The sequence below is a fragment of the Bacillus cereus group sp. BfR-BA-01331 genome (assembly GCF_022663915.1).
Taxonomy (GTDB): Bacteria; Bacillota; Bacilli; order Bacillales; family Bacillaceae_G; genus Bacillus_A; species Bacillus_A mycoides.
The window spans coordinates 196707-213853 of record NZ_JAKUGJ010000002.1; the positions used below are offsets into that span (position 1 = coordinate 196707).

The following is a 17147-nucleotide window of genomic DNA, read 5'->3' on the forward strand; positions in this document are numbered from 1 at the left end:
TATGATACAAACGAAAGAAAAAATAAAAGTTATGCGTGCGGAAGACCTTCCTATTCAAATCGGTAAAGAGGTACAAATGAAAGGTATGTCTATCGCCCTATTCCGCCTTTCAAATGGTGATATTCGAGCTGTAGAAAATCGGTGCCCTCATAAAAATGGACCGTTAGCGGAAGGAATTGTATCTGGGGAATTCGTCTTTTGCCCACTACATGATTGGAAAATTTCATTACTAACAGGTGAAGTCCAAAAACCTGATGACGGCTGTATCCAAACGTACGAAGTAGAAGTTATTGATGGTGACATTTATATAAACATGTAATTTACGAAAGGAAGCCTCCTCTGGCTTCCTTTTAAATAAAAAATGATGAGGTGCGATTATGAACGGATATGTATATTTAGTTGGTGCAGGACCAGGTGATGAAGGGCTTATTACAAAGAAAGCGATAAATTGCTTAAAACGTGCAGATATTGTCTTATATGACCGCTTATTGAACCCTAACTTTCTTAGCTATACAAAGCCAACTTGTGAACTTATTTATTGCGGTAAAATGCCAAAGAATCATACTATGCGTCAAGAAATGATTAACGCCCACCTCCTTCAATTTGCGAAAGAAGGAAAAATCGTTGTCCGCTTAAAGGGCGGAGATCCATCTATTTTTGGCCGTGTTGGTGAAGAAGCAGAAACTTTAGCAGCAGCGGACATTCCATACGAGATTGTGCCAGGTATTACAGCTAGCATCGCCGCTAGTAGTTATGCAGGTATCCCCCTCACCCACCGTGACTATAGTAATAGTGTAACTTTACTAACTGGACATTCGAAAGGTCCTTTAACCGATCATGGAAAATATAACTCATCCCACAATAGCGACACAATTGCCTACTACATGGGTATAAAAAACTTACCTACAATTTGTGAAAACTTACTACAAGCAGGAAAACAAGAAAATACACCCGTAGCAGTCATTGAGTGGGGTACAACTGGAAAGCAACGCGTTGTCACAGGAACACTTTCAACCATTGTTCCTATCGTCAAAAACGAAAATATTTCTAACCCTTCCATGACAATTGTTGGTGATGTCGTTTCCTTACGGGATCAAATCGCTTGGAAAGAACGTAAACCATTGCATGGTAAAAAAGTTTTATTTGCATCCGCAACAAATAAAACCAGTTTCATGAAGCAAAAGTTACAAGAATGCGGTGCAGAAACATATCAAATTCCAACTTTCAAAAGGGAAGAATACACATTAACATCTGAACAAATCAATGAAATTTTTAACGTTGATCGCCTTGTATTTTGTTCAGATGAAAGTGTAGAAATCTTGATGCGATCATGTAGTAAACACCAGAAAGATATTCGTTCCTTACAAGCAAAACTGCAGTATATGAACGTTGCCACTCAAGAAAAACTGATGCAATATGGGCTACTAAGTAAACAAGCAGAGTTCTCTTCCGATACTACTGTTTATTTAGGCAGAAATATTAATCGGATTGCTTTTATTCAAGAGAAAATTGGTGCTGGCTCCTATATGATGACTCATGAGTATACAATTGATCATCGTTTCGATGAAGTCCATTCTCGTATGCTTTCTGAATTCTCATGGGATAGCATTGTGTTTGAAGGGCGTGCCTCAATTGATACATTTTTATCAGAAATAAAACGACTTGGCTTTATCGATATTCTTACTCTTCCATTCTCGTATACCGACGTTCCAACTTTACACTATGCAAATAAAGTCGGGTTTCATAACATCGATCATCAATTACAAAATATTATTATGAAGAAAGACATGGTGGTACGATGAAAGGAATTGTATATGTTGGACACGGTAGCCGACTACAAGAAGGTAAAGAACAATTCATTCACTTTATTCAATCTGTTATGAAAGAACGTAACGAAAGAATTCAAAAAATAGCTTTTCTTGAACTAACAACTCCTACCATTCAGGATGCGGTTACAGAAGCAATAATACAGGGGGCAACTGAAATAATGATTGTACCTGTTTTATTATTTGCGGCAGCTCACTATAAACGTGATATTCCTTTTGAAATAGAGCAACTACAAAAGAAATATCCACATATAACATTTTCAGTTGCACCACCTTTTAGTACGCATCCAAATATGGTGGAACTTGTAGTGAAAAGAATACGTGAAACTATGCCAAAGCAAGGTAGTAGCGTTTTACTCGTAGGACGAGGTAGTAGTGATCCACAGCCGATACATGAGTTACAACACATCGGAGCAGTTGTCGAACAAAAACTCGGTATGCCAGTATGTTGTTCCTTTTTAACGAAAGGAACTCCCTCTTTTACCGCTGAGCTCAAGACTATAACATCGACTGCGTCCCATGTATATGTCATGCCGTATCTTCTCTTTACTGGATTGTTGCTTCAAAAAATTAAGTTGCATACAAAAAAATATGATCACGTTACGACTTGCAACTGTCTTCAGTTTGATACATATATGAAGTTAACATTATTAGAACGAATGGAGGAATGTGTGTATGTATAACATGTGCCCTCTTATGTTTAATTTAGATAAAAAAGTAGTTGTTATAGTTGGTGGTGGTAAAATCGCATATCGGAAAGCGTCTGGATTAAAAGATACAGGCGCTTTTGTCACCGTTATCAGCCCAGAGATTTGCGAGGAAATGAAGGAACTTCCTTATATTACTTGGAAGCAAAAAACTTTTAGTAATGATGATATTAAAGATGCTCACCTTATTTATGCAGCTACAAATCAACATGATGTCAATATGATGGTCAAACAAGCCGCACATGATTTCCAATGGGTTAACGTTGTAAGTGATGGCGCAGCATCATCCTTTCACACACCTGGTGTCATCCGAAATGATGAATATATTGTAACGATTTCAACTTCCGGTAAGGATCCATCGTTTACGAAGCGGATGAAGCAAGAATTAACTTCTGTCCTTCCTAAACTTATAAAAAGGCTTTCTTGTACACATAAATCGTAATCTAGCTCTTATCTAACTATGAATTTACTTCGGACAAACGTTTTTTAGAGACGTTTGTTCTTTTTATTATTAAACAAATAATTGACACTCCTATCTCTATGACTAACGTCAATGGAAGTCCTTTTCAAGTACCCTAGACATGTAAGAGGCGGAGTGCCTTTATCTAATCGTTCCTTTAAAGTTCTCGATTGTGGAATTAGATTTAAGTTCATAGATTTATCTCTTAATATCTTTATCTGTAGGCAAAACAATTGCAGCTATTATATAAAGTAACACCGTAAATCCACTAGTAAAAAAGGCTGATAATGCAGTTACTATTCGAAGGATACTAACATCAATTCCATATTTATCGCTTAAGCCACCTAATACACCTGATACTTGTTTATCTTGAGTGGACTTATATAATTTTTTCATCTAAACACCCCGATCCAATTAAGTATTTGTATGCTAAAAATTAGTTCTATCTTCGGAAGAGATTTAAACTTTCTTTAACTAACCCTTTAATTGAATAACATCTGATATCTATATTTTAACATAAAATTCCACAAAACTTCTGTTTTTCATTTTTAAACCACATTATTTTAGAATACAAGTGTTTGTTAAGTTAGCAATAAAAAACATATCGAAGCCTATTACTAAAAGAACCCTCCTAGATTACTTTAGGAGGGTTCTTTTTCTTTATTAATGATTCTTTAACATCACTAACAGCTTCTCTTGGCTATACATCCATACTGTAATGATTAAACAAGCAAGAGCGACTTCTGATAACGCCATAAATCCAATTGCATAATGACCTGTTAGTTGGAATAGTAACGTTAAAATTAATGGTGGGAAGAACCCTCCTAATCCACCTAAAGCTGACACAACCCCATTTACAATCCCTGCTTGCTCAGAGAAGTACATTGGAACAAGCTTAAAGATTGTACCATTTCCAATACCTGCACAGAATGCGACTAGTAAGCAACCAAATGTATACACGTTCATACTAGGCATGAATGATAAAACAATACCAGATAGTGTTAAGCCGATAAATACGAAGATTAATATTTTAAATGGATTAAATTTATCACCGAGCCAACCACCAATCGGGCGCATCATTGTTGCTAATACGATGAATCCAGCTGTCCGCATGCCTGCATCTACTTTCTCTAATCCGAAGTGAGATACTAAAAAGTTTGGTAAATATACTGTAAATGCAACAAATGATCCAAATGTTAAAAAGTAAAAGATACATAGAAACCAAAGTTTTTCATTTTTATATACACCTTTTATTTGTTCCATTAATGGTGTATTCACCTTTTTTTCCTTACGATCGCCTAATAAAAAGTTCATAAGTGCAAATGCTGCAAGTAAAACTAAATAACACTGTACTGTTGTTCTCCAGCCAACTGATGTCGCAATTACAGGTGCTAAAAATGAAGTAATTGCTGTTCCAGCGTTACCCACACCGTAAATACCATTTACAAAACCGTGACTCTCTTTCGGGAAGTATTTCGGTAGAGAAGTTACTCCTACAGAGAATACAGCACCACCAATCCCTACAAATAATCCACCAATAATTAAATCCATCATAGAATTGGCAACACTAATGTAAAAGACAGGGAATAATAAAAGTATAAAACTAATAAAGAACAATTTCCTTGCTCCGTAACGATTTGTCCAATAACCAATTGGAATGCGAAGAATAGAACCTAAAATAACCGGTACTGCTGTGACCATAGAAATTTGTCCCGCAGTTAATGGAATATCCGCTTTAATATATGGCATTAATGATGATAAGATAACCCATACCATAAAACCGATAACTAGATTAGAAGTTTGTAAACTTAATTGAAAATTAGGACTTTTCATCCTGTTCCCTCCTATGTATGCATAGTTATATTCATTCTCTCCAGCCTAATCACGTCCTAACATGATTAGGCTGAAAAGAATCAACCACCACTTACTGGCGGAATCATTGCTACTACATCGCCAGTTTGAATAATGTCATCCTCATTTGCATACTCTTCATTTACGGCGACCATTATCTCGTTTGAAATCGCTACGCTGTATTTCTTAATGAGAACTTCCTTTACTTCAGCAACCGTAATATTTTCACAATCTATGTACAAGGCCGGCTTACTTGCTTCTTCTTGCAAATGTGCAAATAATAGTACTTCAATCATGTTCTCATCCCCCTTTCAGGCTCACCATTTGCATATGCTATTTTCTCTAACTGATCACCTATCCATGACTCACCATCTTCCCAAAACTCTTTCTTCCAAATCGGAACAATTTGTTTTATACGCTCCATAATATATTCGTTCGCCTCATAGGCTGCTTTCCGGTGTGGTGTTGAAACGGCGACAACAACAGCAAAATCAGAAATTTCCAATGTACCAATGCGATGTGTAATTGCTACATATGTCCCAGGCCACTTCTCTTCTACTTCATTACCAATTTTCTCAAGCTGTTTTTCCGCCATTGTTTTATATGCTACATACTCTAAATATAGCGTACGACGTCCTTTCGTAAATTCTCTGACGGTACCAATGAAAGTAGTAACCGCACCACACTCACACCGAATTACTTTGTTTGTAACTTCTTCAATTGAAATAGGTGTATCAATTACTTCATAATACGTATGTGTCATTTTGCACCTCTTACCTTTGTATAAGTTAGCAATCTATTTTTCTATTACTTGTATGATCGAAGTGGTTCTTTCCACGGCCACTCACTTCCTATGTTCGATTCCAATAATAATACCGAAACAATTATTCCTGCTTCAAATCCTCTCGTTCCTCCCGGCAGAACGATAAATGCATTCGCCTCTGCAAGTGAAGAAATTGCACTAGATTTATCTAAACCAACTGGTGTAGCTTGCAATTGGCCATCTACAATTTCTACTCTCCCTCTTACAAAACGAGTAAATGGGTTTACTTTTGGAAAGTCTTTCTGTAAAATTGCTTCTGCTCGATATACGTGCGGATCTTTTCTATGCAAATATGTTCCAATGACTGGCCGAACATATAATTCACATCCGACATAACAAGCTGAAGGATTACCAGATAGACCAAATAATAGTTTTCCTTCTAGCTCAGCTACAGTTGTCACACTTCCTGGTCGCATCGCTATTTTGTTGAAAAGTACATTAGCTCGTAATCTCTCATAAATAGCAGGTAAATAGTCATAGTCTCCTACCGAAACGCCACCAGTTGTAATTAAAATATCGACTTCTTTTATTGCTCTTTTTACGGTCTCATAACACGTCTCTAAATCGTCAGCAAATTGTCCATAATAGCGTACAATTCCACCTGCTCGCTCAATTTGAGCAGCAATCATATAGGAATTACTATTTCGAATCTTCCCCGGTTTAAGCTGTTCATGTACTTCTAAAAGTTCACTTCCTGTCGCTACAATTCCAATAACCGGCTGTTTTACAACATGTACGGAACTATAACCAAACGTAGCAAGAAGCGCTGCTACTCCAGGTTTAATAGAAGTCCCTTTTTTCACAAGTATGGCATTTTGTTTTACATCTTCTCCTTTAAAAGAAATGTTATCACCAGCAGCGAAAGAGCGTTTTAATTTCATATAAGTCTTTTCTTTTTCTTCAAATCCTTCCGTTAGCTCTAACATAACAACCGCATTACATCCTGCTGGAATTGCAGCTCCTGTCATAATACGTACAGCTTGAAATGCTTTCACCTCTTCTCTAAAAACAGAACCTGCCCCGATCTCACCAATCACTTCAAACTGAATCGGGTTACTGCTATTTGCTTTTTTTGTATCTTCCGCTCGAATCGCAAATCCGTCGTACGGAGAGCGATCGAAATGCGGGACATCATGATCTGCAATAACATCTTCTCCAAGCATTCTACCGTAGCTGTCTATAAGAGAAACCTTTTCTATTTCACCTTGATGAGCATACTCCATTATGCGTGCAACTGCTTCTGCTACTGGAATTGGTTTACGTTTTTCTAGCATTCTTTTTTCGCCTCGTTTTGATAAGGATAAACTCTCTTTCTGTTCATCCTATATATTTTGCGTATAATCGTTTTGCCATTTTCATATCATTAGTCCCATGAATAAACGCTCTGCCGTCTGTAAATAAAACAACACGATATTCATCTACTAGAAACGATAGTAAATATGGAGTTTCTTTGACACTCCTGCTTTTTTGTAAGCGCTTTTGAATTTCTTCTAAATTAAGAACTCGCTTTATCCCTGGACGGATTTGAACCGTATTCCTTCCGCATAGCACTTCTATTTTTATTTGTGCTTCAAATGTTAAGCTTGGATACGTTCGTGATTTCCCACAAGATGGACATGTACTTTTTTTCTGCCTGTTTACTTTTAATGAGATACATTGATTGTTCCAAATATCAAATGATAACATTGTTCCTCGCAACGCCTTATAATCGTCCACCAATATTTTCATCGCTTCTGTCACTTGGTGAGCAACGACCATTTGTACAGCCGGCTGAATGATTCCTGTTGTATCACATGTTGCACCGCCCATAGGATGATCCATTAGACAGCGAAAGCATGGTGTTTCCCCCGGAAGAATTGTATACGTTACACCGTAACTTCCAATGCATCCACCGTATATCCAAGGTATATTTTCTTTTTGCGACATGTCATTTATAAGTAGGCGCGTATCGAAATTGTCAGTCGCATCCAATATAAGATCCACTTCTTTTGTTAACTCTTCTATTTCTTGCATTGTGACATCCGTTACAATTGGTACAATTTCTACTTCAGAATTAATCTTTCTTAAATGTTCTGCCGCTGCAATTGCTTTTGGTTTACACTGCTGTGCATCTTCTTCTATATATAACTGTTGCCGCTGTAAATTACTCCATTCGACGTAGTCACGGTCAGCAATTGTCAACTTCCCAATCCCCATCCTAACGAGCGCTTCCGCATTTGCAGCTCCTAGTGCACCCGCACCGATTAGGAGCACATGTTTTTTTCTTATTTTTCTTTGTCCCATTTCACCAATTCCAGAAAACAATACTTGCCTTGAATATCGCTCTTGCATAGGGAATCCTCCTTTCGCTATCCACCAATATAAGACATTTCAACTTTTGGACGTTTATTTGTACTTTCAGCCGTTCTTTCATCCGAATACCGATCTGTTCTGCACTCCCATGTATGTTGGAGAATTTTTAATAGTGATGCATCAGAAATATTTTCTCGAAGAAGCGTTCGCAAATCAGTTCCTTTCGTTCCAAATAAGCACGTAAAAAACTTACCGTCTGCCGATATACGAGCTCTCGTACAAGAGGAACAAAAAGATTCAGAAACAGAAGTAATAAATCCAACTTCTGCATCGCTCCCTACATATCGATACAATTTCGCAACTTCTCCAAAGTAACGAGGTTTAACAGGCTCAATCGGATATACACGATTAATTTTCTCTATTAATTGTTCCTTCGTAATAACTTGTTCAAAGTTCCATCCGTTCGTACTGCCCACATCCATAAATTCGATAAAACGAAGCTGAATTTCTTGTTCTTTAAAATAACGAGCCATAAGAAGAATTTGACTATCATTCATCCCTTTTTTTACGACCATATTTACTTTTACTTCTAATCCAGCTGCCTTTGCTGCTTCAATTCCTTTCAATACAGGTTTTGTACTTACATTTCGTCCATTAATTTTTCGGAAGACATGATCTTCTATCGCATCTAAACTAATGTTTACACGTTTTAATCCCGCTTCTTTTAATGCCCTTGCCTGTTTTGCTAAATGAATACCGTTTGTTGTGAGTCCAATATCCTTTAAGCCTTCTAGCTTTGCAAGCCTTGCAATTAACTTCGGTAAATCTTTACGCAATAAAGGTTCACCGCCAGTAAGTCTAATTTTATTAACACCCATACTTATAAATAATCTCGCTAACCTTTCTATTTCATCGAACGTTAATAAAAACTCTTCCTGTAAAAAAGCATAATCAGGTCCGAACACTTCAGCTGGCATACAGTACGTGCACCTAAAATTACAACGGTCAATAACTGAAATACGTAAATCTTGAAGTGGCCGCTCTAAAGAATCTTTCATCTTCTCGTGCATATATATCCCTTCTTTTCTACTGCAATCATTAGTAAGCTTTCAAATTTTTTATTTGCCTTCATTATAAAAAAGAAGCTACATATTCAATGTGACTTTTCTCACATTACTTTCCCCATTCAAAAATTCTTCACAAATCTGTTCGCATTTTGTTCACATCTTCAGTCCCTACTCCTTACGGTCATTGAAATTTTACAACAATTTTGAAATAGCTCTTGCATTTTCAGCATACTTACACTCAAAATAGGAAATGTATTGCTTATAAGAAGAAAGGTGATTGCTGTGACAAACAGTATGAAATTATCTCAAGATTTAAAGGAATTACTTGCATCTGTTGAATATAAAATGCAAATTAAAAAAGGAAGTTTTATTTTTCAAGAAGGTATGGAGGCAACCGAACTCTATATCATCCACTCCGGAAAAGTACAAATTAGTAAACTAAGTGCTGATGGGCAAGAGTTGACACTCCGTATTTGTTCGGCATATGACATTATTGGAGAATTAACATTGTTCACGGACGATGCGAAGTATTTATTAAATTCAAAATGCCTTGAAGATGTTGAAGTAGGCGTTATAAAGCGTGAAGCCTTAGAAAGAGAATTACTCCAAAAGCCCGCACTTGTATTTGAATTTATGAAATGGATTAGTGAACATTTAAGAAGAATGCAAACGAAGTTCCGAGATTTAGTATTGCATGGCAAAAAAGGTGCCTTGTATTCTACTCTCATTCGAATGACAAATAGTTATGGTGTGTTAAAAGAAAATGGGATTCTCATCGATTTACCATTAACGAATCAAGAACTTGCAAACTTTTGTGCAACTTCGCGTGAAAGTGTAAATCGAATGTTAAATGATTTGAAAAAAAAAGGTACGATTTCTATTCATAAAGGAAAGATTACAATCCATGATTTACAATTTTTAAAATATGAAATTGCTTGTGAAGATTGTTCTGCCTCTGTTTGTAGCATAGAGTAGCATCGTATTTAGATGCTACTCTTTTTTTCATATTAAGCTACTTATTAATTTTCACGTACACGGACGGTCACCCCTCTATATAAACAAAGACGAGACCTTCCATATTAGGCCTCGCTTCATTTTAGCCGCTAGCTCTTATCCGTTTACAGGGGCATTATTTTTTCAATTCATTAGGAATACGTCTTCTGTAAATCACATAACTACGGCTTAAGTATTTAATTGGGGCACTAAATACATGGACAAGTCTAGTAAATGGCCATACTGCGAATAGACCCATACCTGCAATTATATGAATTTTAAACCATACTGGTACTTCCATCATATATTCAACTTTCGGTTGGAAAATAAAGAGACTTCGGAACCACGGACCGATTGTTGTACGATAATCAAACCCCTTTGAGTCGATATTTAAAAAGGTTGAAGAAAGTCCCGCTAGCATTACGATTAATAATAAAATAAGCGCAATATAATCTCCCTTTGTACTCGTTGCAATGATGCGTTTTACTGTTACACGGCGGTACGTTAATATAATTAAACCGATGATAGAAGCAACACCTGCCGGAAGCCCGAAACTAATTGCTACTACATGATACATATGCTCAGAAATACCTATTGAACGGTATACGGACTCTGGAATTAAAATCCCCATAACATGACCGCCAATTACGAACATTATCCCAAAGTGGAATAATAGACTTCCGATCCGGAGCATTTTCTTCTCTAATAGCTCGCTAGATTTTGATGTCCAGCCAAATTGATCATAGTTGTATCTGAAAATATGTCCACCGATAAAGATTGCAAAAATGATATAGGGAAACAATACCCATAGAAATTGATCCATCATTTTGACAACTCTCCTTTCTAATTTGTCTGTACACCCCATGTATTGATAGCGAGTAGAACAGCGGCGAGAATTGGTTCATACATACTACCTGCTTCTTTTAACTGAACGTGTAATGCTTGTATGTTCTCCTTGTATTTACTCATAATTGGTTCACTATCTTGCTCATTTGCATTTGCAAAAAACTCAAGTAAAAGTGGTAAATAATCAGGGAGTTCTTTATCTGTTACTTCAAAACCAGATTTTTTATAATGCTGTTTTAACTCTAGTAATTCAATACCTCTTTCTCTTTGTTCACCCGTGTTCATATAAGTTAAATACATATTTGTCTTTTTACCAAAATCGAATGTATATACGTAAAAATCAATTAATTGATCATTCGTTTTATCCAGCGCTTGTTTTATAAATGCTGTAAGTGCTGCTTTAACGTCTTCCTGTTCAATCGCTTCAATCTCTTCTTGTAATTCAGTTAAAGCTTCTCCCCACCCAAGTTCTGGATAGGAGAGAAGAAAAGAAGAACAAGAAAAAGCAGTTTGTAAACTCTGTTTCATGATTTTCTGCCCCCTTTATTTAAGAAATTGTCGTACAAGAGCCTGGCCCACCTGCGAAAGATAAACCACAACTTCCTTGTTCGCTATATAAATCTGCAACTTGTTCGCGGTGAGACGTCGGGATAACAAAGCGATCTTTATATTTCGCAATAGCAAGAAGACGATACATATCTTCTACATCCTGTTTCGTTAAACCTAGTTCTTTTAATACAGCTTCATTTGGTTCTTTATTAATTTGCAACGCTCTCATATGCGTTCGCATGACAGCCAATTTTTTCAATGTAAGACGAATATGTGATTCATCTCCTGCAGTGAGTAAATTCGCTAAATATTGAATTGGAATACGCATATTATCAATAGCAGGGAAAATCTCTTCTGCTTGCCAGTTACTACCTTTCCCCTCCACCATGTTCATAATTGGGCTAAGCGGTGGGATATACCAAACCATTGGCATTGTACGATACTCTGGATGAAGAGGTAGAGCGATTTTCCAATCGATAATCATTTTATAGATTGGCGACTGTTGTGCCGCTTTAATCCATTCTTCAGGAATGCCTTGTTTTTTCGCTTCAGCTGCTACTTCTGGATCATTTGGATCTAGGAAAACAGTAAGCTGAGATTCATATAAATCTTTTTCATTTTCAACAGAAGCCGCTTCTTTTACTTTGTCAGCGTCATATAGCATTACCCCAATATATCGGATACGTCCTACACATGTTTCAGAACAAATTGTTGGCATACCAGCTTCAATACGAGGGAAACACATTGTACATTTTTCAGCTTTATTTGTTTGCCAGTTAAAATATACTTTTTTATACGGACAAGACGATACACAAAATCTCCATGCACGACATGCATTTTGATCCACAAGAACAATCCCATCTTCTTCACGTTTATACATCGCACCCGATGGACAAGAAGAAACACAAGATGGATTCATACAATGTTCGCAAATACGTGGTAAATACATCATAAAGACATTTTCAAAATCCGTTTTAATTCCTTCTTCCATTTTCTTGACGTTCGGATCTTGTAACCCTGTTATATGTCCGCCTGCTAAATCATCTTCCCAGTTTGGACCCCATTCAATTTTGTCGATAAATTCACCCGTAATTGCTGATTTCGGACGAGCAACTGGTTGATGCTTACGCTGCGGGCTATTTGTTAATGTTTCATAATCATAATTCCAAGGTTCAAAGTAATCATCAATTGTTGGTTGATCTGGATTGTGAAAAATATTCATAAGACGCTTCATTTTCGAACCGGATTTCAGCTGAATTTCACCATTTTTCAATTCCCAGCCGCCTTTGTATTTCTCCTGATTTTCCCATTGTTTCGGATAACCAATTCCAGGTTTCGTTTCTACGTTATTGAAGTACATATATTCAGCACCTGGACGATTCGTCCAGGTGTTTTTGCATGTTACGCTACAAGTGTGGCAGCCGATGCATTTATCTAAGTTCATTACCATTCCGACTTGCGCTTTAATCTTCAAGCCAATCTACCTCCTTCAGTTTACGGATTACAACGTTTAAGTCACGCTGGTTCCCAGTCGGACCATAATAGTTAAATCCATAGCTTAATTGGCCATATCCACCAATCATGTGTGTTGGTTTAACGTGAATACGGGTTGGACTATTATGTGTTCCCCCGCGGGTGCTTGTTAATTTCGTACCAGGCACGTTAATGTGACGATCTTGCGCATGGTGCATAAATGCCATCCCCCTCGGTATACGGTGCGTTACAACAGCACGTGCTACGACTACGCCGTTACGGTTAAAGCATTCAATCCAATCATTATCAGCAACACCAGCTTCATTCGCATCATCTTTATTCATCCAAACAGTTGGACCACCTCTAAACAGCGTTAACATTGGCAATGAATCGAAGTACATACTATGAATCGACCACTTATTATGCGGTGTTAAATAGTTTAGTGTAATTTCTTTCCCTTCTACTTCAGGGCGTGATTTACGGAATGGTTTATGTTGCAGTATTGGTTTAAATGTTGCCATCGTTTCGCCAAATTCTTTCATCATGTCGTGATCTAAGTAGAAAGATTGTCGACCAGTTATCGTTCTCCAAGGGATGAGACGTTCAACATTTGTTGTAAATGGTGAGTAACGGCGTCCACCTTTTTCAGAACCAGTAAAGGCCGGAGAAGTAATTACTGTTTTAGGCTGCGCTGTAATTTGTTCAAATGTGAAGCATTCTTCTTCACGTTCTTCTGCTAAGTCACGTAGTTTTAAATCGGTTTGTTTTTCAAGCGCTTCCCATGCTTTTACCGCCATATGACCGTTTGTTGTAGAAGAAAGTGTTAATACCGCCTCAGCAGCATTAATTGCTTCTTTTATGTCTGGGCACCCCTTCGCAATAGAATCCGTTCGAACAACTCCTAATCGACTCTTTAATTGCTCATATTCTTTTTCTGCCGACCAAGAAATCCCTTTCGTACCAATCGGTTGTTTTCCGGTATTTGGTCCAAGCGCTGTCATCTTGTCATAAATCGTTTTATAATCCCTTTCGACAACATGAATTTGCGGCATTGTTTTACCTGGGATCGGTTCACACTCACCTTTGCTCCAGTCTTTAATCTTGCCAAGTGGTTGCGCTAATTCTTGCGGTGTATCGTGAAGAAGTGGTGTTGCAACGACTTCTTTCATTGGTTCAAGATCGATTTTCTTCGCTAAATCTGACACAGCTTTAGAAAGAGAGGTGAAAATATCCCAGTCAGAGCGTGCTTCCCACGGTGAACCGATTGCTGGATTAAATGGATGTACAAATGGATGCATATCTGTACTGCTCAAATCGTGTTTTTCATACCAAGTTGAAGCAGGTAAGACGATATCAGAATAAAGCGCCGTTCCAGCCATACGGAAATCTAAATTAATGAGTAAATCTAACTTCCCTTCAGGTGCATCTTCATGCCATTTAATTTCTTCTGGTCGTAATGAATCACTATCATCATTCATTAATCCGTTTGTTGTACCTAATAAATGTTTTAAGAAATATTCGTGCCCTTTACCAGAACTTGAAATTAAGTTTGCACGCCATACGAATAAGTTACGCGGGAAGTTGTTTTTATTATCTGGATCTTCAATTGCAAATTTCAGTTCTTTTTCTTTTAGTTTTTGTGCAACGTATTTTCCGATTTCTTCTTGTGTTGTTGCACCAGCAGCAACAGCTTCTTTATATAATTCAATTCCATTCTTCTCGAATGTTGGATAAGAAGGTAACCAGCCAAGTCGTGCTGCTAATACATTGTAATCACCGTGATGTTGATAACGAGAGTTGCCCTCAACTGGTGATGCTAAATGTCCAACAGGTGTATCTTCATAGCGCCATTGATCTGTTACGAAATAGAAGAAAGATGTACCGTTTTGTAATTTCGGTGGCCCCTGCCAATCTTTCGCCATCGCGATTGTTTGCCATCCTTCTGCTGGTCGTAATTTTTCTTGACCAACATAATGTGCCCAACCGCCGCCGTTTACACCTTGTGCCCCAACGAGAAGAACAAGATTTAAAACTGCGCGATAAATCGTATCAGAGTTAAACCAATGGTTAATACCAGCTCCCATAATAATCATCGAGCGGCCATTCGTATCAACTGCATTTTGCGCGAACTCACGAGCAATTTGAATAATAAGCTCTCGTTTTACTCCAGTCATTTTCTCTTGCCATGCAGGTGTAAACGGTACATCATCATTGAAATCTTTCGGTTCTTGCCCACCAAGACCTCGGTTCACACCGTAATTTGCTAACGTTAAGTCATATACAGTTGTAACGAACACTTCGCCTTCTTCTGTCATAACTTTTTTCACTGGAATTGTACGTTCTAATATTGTATTTCCATCATCAGAGAAGTACGGAATTTGCACTGTTTCAACACTATCTTCCATTCCAAGTAAAGAAAGACGTGGATCAATTGTTTCACCTGTCTGTTCATCTTCTAAACGCAAGTTCCATTTCTTCTCGTTATCCCAACGTGATCCCATTGTGCCGTGAGGTGTTGCAAAATCTTTCGTGTTATCGTTCCAAAGAACAGGCTTCCATTCTCCTAACTTTGTTTCACGTCCAATATCAGTAGCATTTAAGAAACGATCAGCGACGAATTGATCTCCTTTTTGTTTCAATGTGACAAAGAAAGGAAAATCAGTATATTGCTTCGCATACTTTGTGAAGTATTCCACTTGATTATCTACGTAAAATTCTTGTAAGATCACATGCCCCATTGCCATCGCAAGTGCACCATCTGTACCTTGTTTCACACTAATCCAATCATCTGCAAACTTTGTAGACTCGGCAAAGTCAGGACTTACAGAAACGACTTTCGTTCCTTTATATCGAACCTCTGCTAAAAAGTGAGCATCTGGCGTTCTCGTCATCGGTACGTTTGAGCCCCATGTCATAATGTAACCAGAGTTATACCAGTCACTACTTTCTGGTACATCAGTTTGATCACCCCAAATTTGCGGAGAAGCTGGTGGCAAATCAGCATACCAATCATAAAAGCTAAGCATCGGTCCACCCATAAGTTGCATGAAACGGCTACCTGCAGCGTGACTTAACATCGACATAGCTGGAATTGGCGAAAAACCAACATTGCGGTCTGGACCGTATTTAATTACTGTATAAAGTAAAGAAGCTGAAACAAGTTGTAATACTTCATCCCAATTCGCACGAATGAATCCCCCTTTACCACGCGCCTGCTTATACTTACGTGCCTTTTCAGGGTTTTCCACAATGCTTTTCCAAGCATCTAATGGTGACTCGTTATTTTGTAGTTCTTCTTGCCACATTTCCCAAAGCACACCACGTACATATGGATATTTCACACGAAGCGGACTATAAATGTACCAAGAAAAGCTCGCTCCACGCGGACATCCTCTTGGTTCAAAATCAGGCATATCAGGACCTGTAGTCGGATAGTTAAGCTCCTGCCCTTCCCATGTTACAATTCCATCTTTCACATAAATGTTCCAGCTACAAGAACCAGTACAGTTCACGCCATGTGTAGAACGGATTACTTTATCATGCTGCCAACGCTTTCTGTACACATTTTCCCATTCACGATCTTCATATGTTTCTTGTGTATGATTATCGTTATAACGATCTATTGGTGAAAAATATTTTAAACGTCTCATTAGTGCTGAAGGTTTCTTCTTCATACTGTTCACTCCCTTAGTACGTCTCTCTTACATACCCTTACTATAAAAGAGGTTGTAAAATACAGATGTGACATTTCGCACAGTTCAAGAGATTGTCATAAATTCATTTGGAAATCGGTTTAAGGGGAAACATTTATAAGTAAAGATTACTTTGTTTTGTTGTGAAGATTTCGGTCAGCGGTGGGCTTATTAGGAGAATAGTATTTGGAGGATTCACCTTTTTTTGCATAAGAAAAAACGCAAGAGAAATTCCTACGTTTTTATATAAATATATTAGAAAGAGTTTTGATACTACTTCAATAATGCTATAAGGAATTTACTTTTCTGCAACGATACTATTATCAAGACATATTTTATATAAAGTGAAACTTTAATGAGCCCGCAAATAGAGGGATAAAACTACAAATCATTATTTACTGTATTGCCCTTAATTACGGAAACAATTATACTAGATGTTATCCGCATATATAATCTGAATATTCATAAAATTACGAGTAGGATTCCCTTTGGGGACATAGAAATTATAAAGTATATCACCATGATTTTTTAACATTTAAGTTTTTCCTATTTATATAAGTTCTCAATA

16 protein-coding genes are annotated in these 17147 nt (G+C 37.4%); 5 read left to right on the forward strand and 11 right to left on the reverse strand.

The features are described from left to right. Nucleotide 1: 1 nt before the first annotated feature. From nirD to MR155_RS05215, 4 genes are read left to right on the forward strand one after another with little or no spacing between them, the layout of a single operon-like run. Nucleotides 2-319, forward strand: a complete 318-nt coding sequence (gene nirD / locus MR155_RS05200) for a nitrite reductase small subunit NirD (protein WP_061689857.1) — start codon at nucleotides 2-4, stop codon at nucleotides 317-319. Between the two features lie 58 nt (nucleotides 320-377). Then, nucleotides 378-1802, forward strand: coding sequence for a uroporphyrin-III C-methyltransferase (locus MR155_RS05205; protein WP_219302131.1), 1425 nt, complete (start codon nucleotides 378-380; stop codon nucleotides 1800-1802). Continuing rightward, nucleotides 1799-2509 (forward strand): sirohydrochlorin chelatase, encoded by a 711-nt coding sequence (locus MR155_RS05210; protein ID WP_219302130.1) that lies wholly within the window; start codon nucleotides 1799-1801, stop codon nucleotides 2507-2509. Before MR155_RS05205 ends, MR155_RS05210 begins: the two co-directional genes overlap by 4 nt. Continuing rightward, nucleotides 2502-2975: a precorrin-2 dehydrogenase gene (locus tag MR155_RS05215; RefSeq protein WP_219302129.1), complete on the forward strand. Its 474-nt coding sequence runs from the start codon at nucleotides 2502-2504 to the stop codon at nucleotides 2973-2975. The genes MR155_RS05210 and MR155_RS05215 overlap by 8 nt, the downstream gene beginning before the upstream one ends. Before the next feature lie 216 nt (nucleotides 2976-3191). Here MR155_RS05215 and MR155_RS05220 read toward each other — a convergent pair whose 3' ends face one another. From MR155_RS05220 to moaA, 7 genes are all read right to left on the reverse strand, one after another. Further along, nucleotides 3192-3389, reverse strand: a complete 198-nt coding sequence (locus tag MR155_RS05220; protein ID WP_000737853.1) for a PspC domain-containing protein — start codon at nucleotides 3387-3389, stop codon at nucleotides 3192-3194. 267 nt (nucleotides 3390-3656) lie between these two features. Continuing rightward, nucleotides 3657-4826, reverse strand: a complete 1170-nt coding sequence (gene narK, locus MR155_RS05225; RefSeq protein ID WP_002031603.1) for a nitrate transporter NarK — start codon at nucleotides 4824-4826, stop codon at nucleotides 3657-3659. An 80-nt stretch (nucleotides 4827-4906) separates the two neighbouring features. Beyond that, on the reverse strand, nucleotides 4907-5140 hold the full coding sequence (gene moaD / locus MR155_RS05230) for a molybdopterin converting factor subunit 1 (RefSeq protein ID WP_219302128.1): 234 nt from the start codon (nucleotides 5138-5140) through the stop codon (nucleotides 4907-4909). Continuing rightward, entirely contained in the window at nucleotides 5137-5607 is a 471-nt protein-coding gene (locus MR155_RS05235; RefSeq protein ID WP_219302127.1) for a molybdenum cofactor biosynthesis protein MoaE, read from the reverse strand. Before MR155_RS05235 ends, moaD begins: the two co-directional genes overlap by 4 nt. 44 nt (nucleotides 5608-5651) lie before the next feature. Continuing rightward, the gene (locus MR155_RS05240) at nucleotides 5652-6941 is read right to left on the reverse strand and encodes a molybdopterin molybdotransferase MoeA (RefSeq protein WP_219302126.1); all 1290 of its coding nucleotides are present in this window, start codon (nucleotides 6939-6941) and stop codon (nucleotides 5652-5654) included. A gap of 43 nt (nucleotides 6942-6984) precedes the next feature. Further along, complete coding sequence (locus MR155_RS05245) at nucleotides 6985-7998, reverse strand: molybdopterin-synthase adenylyltransferase MoeB (RefSeq protein WP_219302125.1); 1014 nt, start codon at nucleotides 7996-7998, stop codon at nucleotides 6985-6987. A gap of 17 nt (nucleotides 7999-8015) precedes the next feature. Then, nucleotides 8016-9029: a GTP 3',8-cyclase MoaA gene (gene moaA / locus MR155_RS05250; RefSeq protein WP_002168528.1), complete on the reverse strand. Its 1014-nt coding sequence runs from the start codon at nucleotides 9027-9029 to the stop codon at nucleotides 8016-8018. A gap of 279 nt (nucleotides 9030-9308) precedes the next feature. On the opposite strand from moaA, the gene MR155_RS05255 reads away from it, so the two are divergent. Further along, the gene (locus MR155_RS05255) at nucleotides 9309-10001 is read left to right on the forward strand and encodes a Crp/Fnr family transcriptional regulator (RefSeq protein ID WP_219302123.1); all 693 of its coding nucleotides are present in this window, start codon (nucleotides 9309-9311) and stop codon (nucleotides 9999-10001) included. Nucleotides 10002-10155: 154 nt separating this feature from the next. Here MR155_RS05255 and narI read toward each other — a convergent pair whose 3' ends face one another. From narI to MR155_RS05275, 4 genes are read right to left on the reverse strand one after another with little or no spacing between them, the layout of a single operon-like run. Beyond that, complete coding sequence (gene narI, locus MR155_RS05260) at nucleotides 10156-10845, reverse strand: respiratory nitrate reductase subunit gamma (RefSeq protein WP_113938590.1); 690 nt, start codon at nucleotides 10843-10845, stop codon at nucleotides 10156-10158. Nucleotides 10846-10862: 17 nt separating this feature from the next. Further along, complete coding sequence (gene narJ, locus MR155_RS05265; protein ID WP_242308530.1) at nucleotides 10863-11393, reverse strand: nitrate reductase molybdenum cofactor assembly chaperone; 531 nt, start codon at nucleotides 11391-11393, stop codon at nucleotides 10863-10865. 19 nt (nucleotides 11394-11412) lie between these two features. After that, a complete protein-coding gene (gene narH, locus MR155_RS05270) occupies nucleotides 11413-12888 on the reverse strand; it encodes a nitrate reductase subunit beta (RefSeq protein WP_061675506.1) in 1476 nt (491 codons plus the stop codon). Beyond that, nucleotides 12878-16561 (reverse strand): nitrate reductase subunit alpha, encoded by a 3684-nt coding sequence (locus tag MR155_RS05275; RefSeq protein WP_242308542.1) that lies wholly within the window; start codon nucleotides 16559-16561, stop codon nucleotides 12878-12880. The genes narH and MR155_RS05275 overlap by 11 nt, the downstream gene beginning before the upstream one ends. Between the last annotated feature and the right edge of the window lie 586 nt (nucleotides 16562-17147).

Coding starts and splice junctions, on each gene's coding strand:
- narK (WP_002031603.1), bottom strand. CDS start 4,826: ATGAAAAGTCCTAATTTTCAATTAAGTTTACAAACTTCTAATCTAGTT.
- MR155_RS05215 (WP_219302129.1), top strand. CDS start 2,502: ATGTATAACATGTGCCCTCTTATGTTTAATTTAGATAAAAAAGTAGTT.
- moaA (WP_002168528.1), bottom strand. CDS start 9,029: ATGCACGAGAAGATGAAAGATTCTTTAGAGCGGCCACTTCAAGATTTA.
- nirD (WP_061689857.1), top strand. CDS start 2: ATGATACAAACGAAAGAAAAAATAAAAGTTATGCGTGCGGAAGACCTT.
- narJ (WP_242308530.1), bottom strand. CDS start 11,393: ATGAAACAGAGTTTACAAACTGCTTTTTCTTGTTCTTCTTTTCTTCTC.
- MR155_RS05275 (WP_242308542.1), bottom strand. CDS start 16,561: ATGAAGAAGAAACCTTCAGCACTAATGAGACGTTTAAAATATTTTTCA.
- MR155_RS05245 (WP_219302125.1), bottom strand. CDS start 7,998: ATGCAAGAGCGATATTCAAGGCAAGTATTGTTTTCTGGAATTGGTGAA.
- MR155_RS05205 (WP_219302131.1), top strand. CDS start 378: ATGAACGGATATGTATATTTAGTTGGTGCAGGACCAGGTGATGAAGGG.
- MR155_RS05220 (WP_000737853.1), bottom strand. CDS start 3,389: ATGAAAAAATTATATAAGTCCACTCAAGATAAACAAGTATCAGGTGTA.
- narI (WP_113938590.1), bottom strand. CDS start 10,845: ATGATGGATCAATTTCTATGGGTATTGTTTCCCTATATCATTTTTGCA.
- MR155_RS05240 (WP_219302126.1), bottom strand. CDS start 6,941: ATGCTAGAAAAACGTAAACCAATTCCAGTAGCAGAAGCAGTTGCACGC.
- moaD (WP_219302128.1), bottom strand. CDS start 5,140: ATGATTGAAGTACTATTATTTGCACATTTGCAAGAAGAAGCAAGTAAG.
- MR155_RS05235 (WP_219302127.1), bottom strand. CDS start 5,607: ATGACACATACGTATTATGAAGTAATTGATACACCTATTTCAATTGAA.
- MR155_RS05210 (WP_219302130.1), top strand. CDS start 1,799: ATGAAAGGAATTGTATATGTTGGACACGGTAGCCGACTACAAGAAGGT.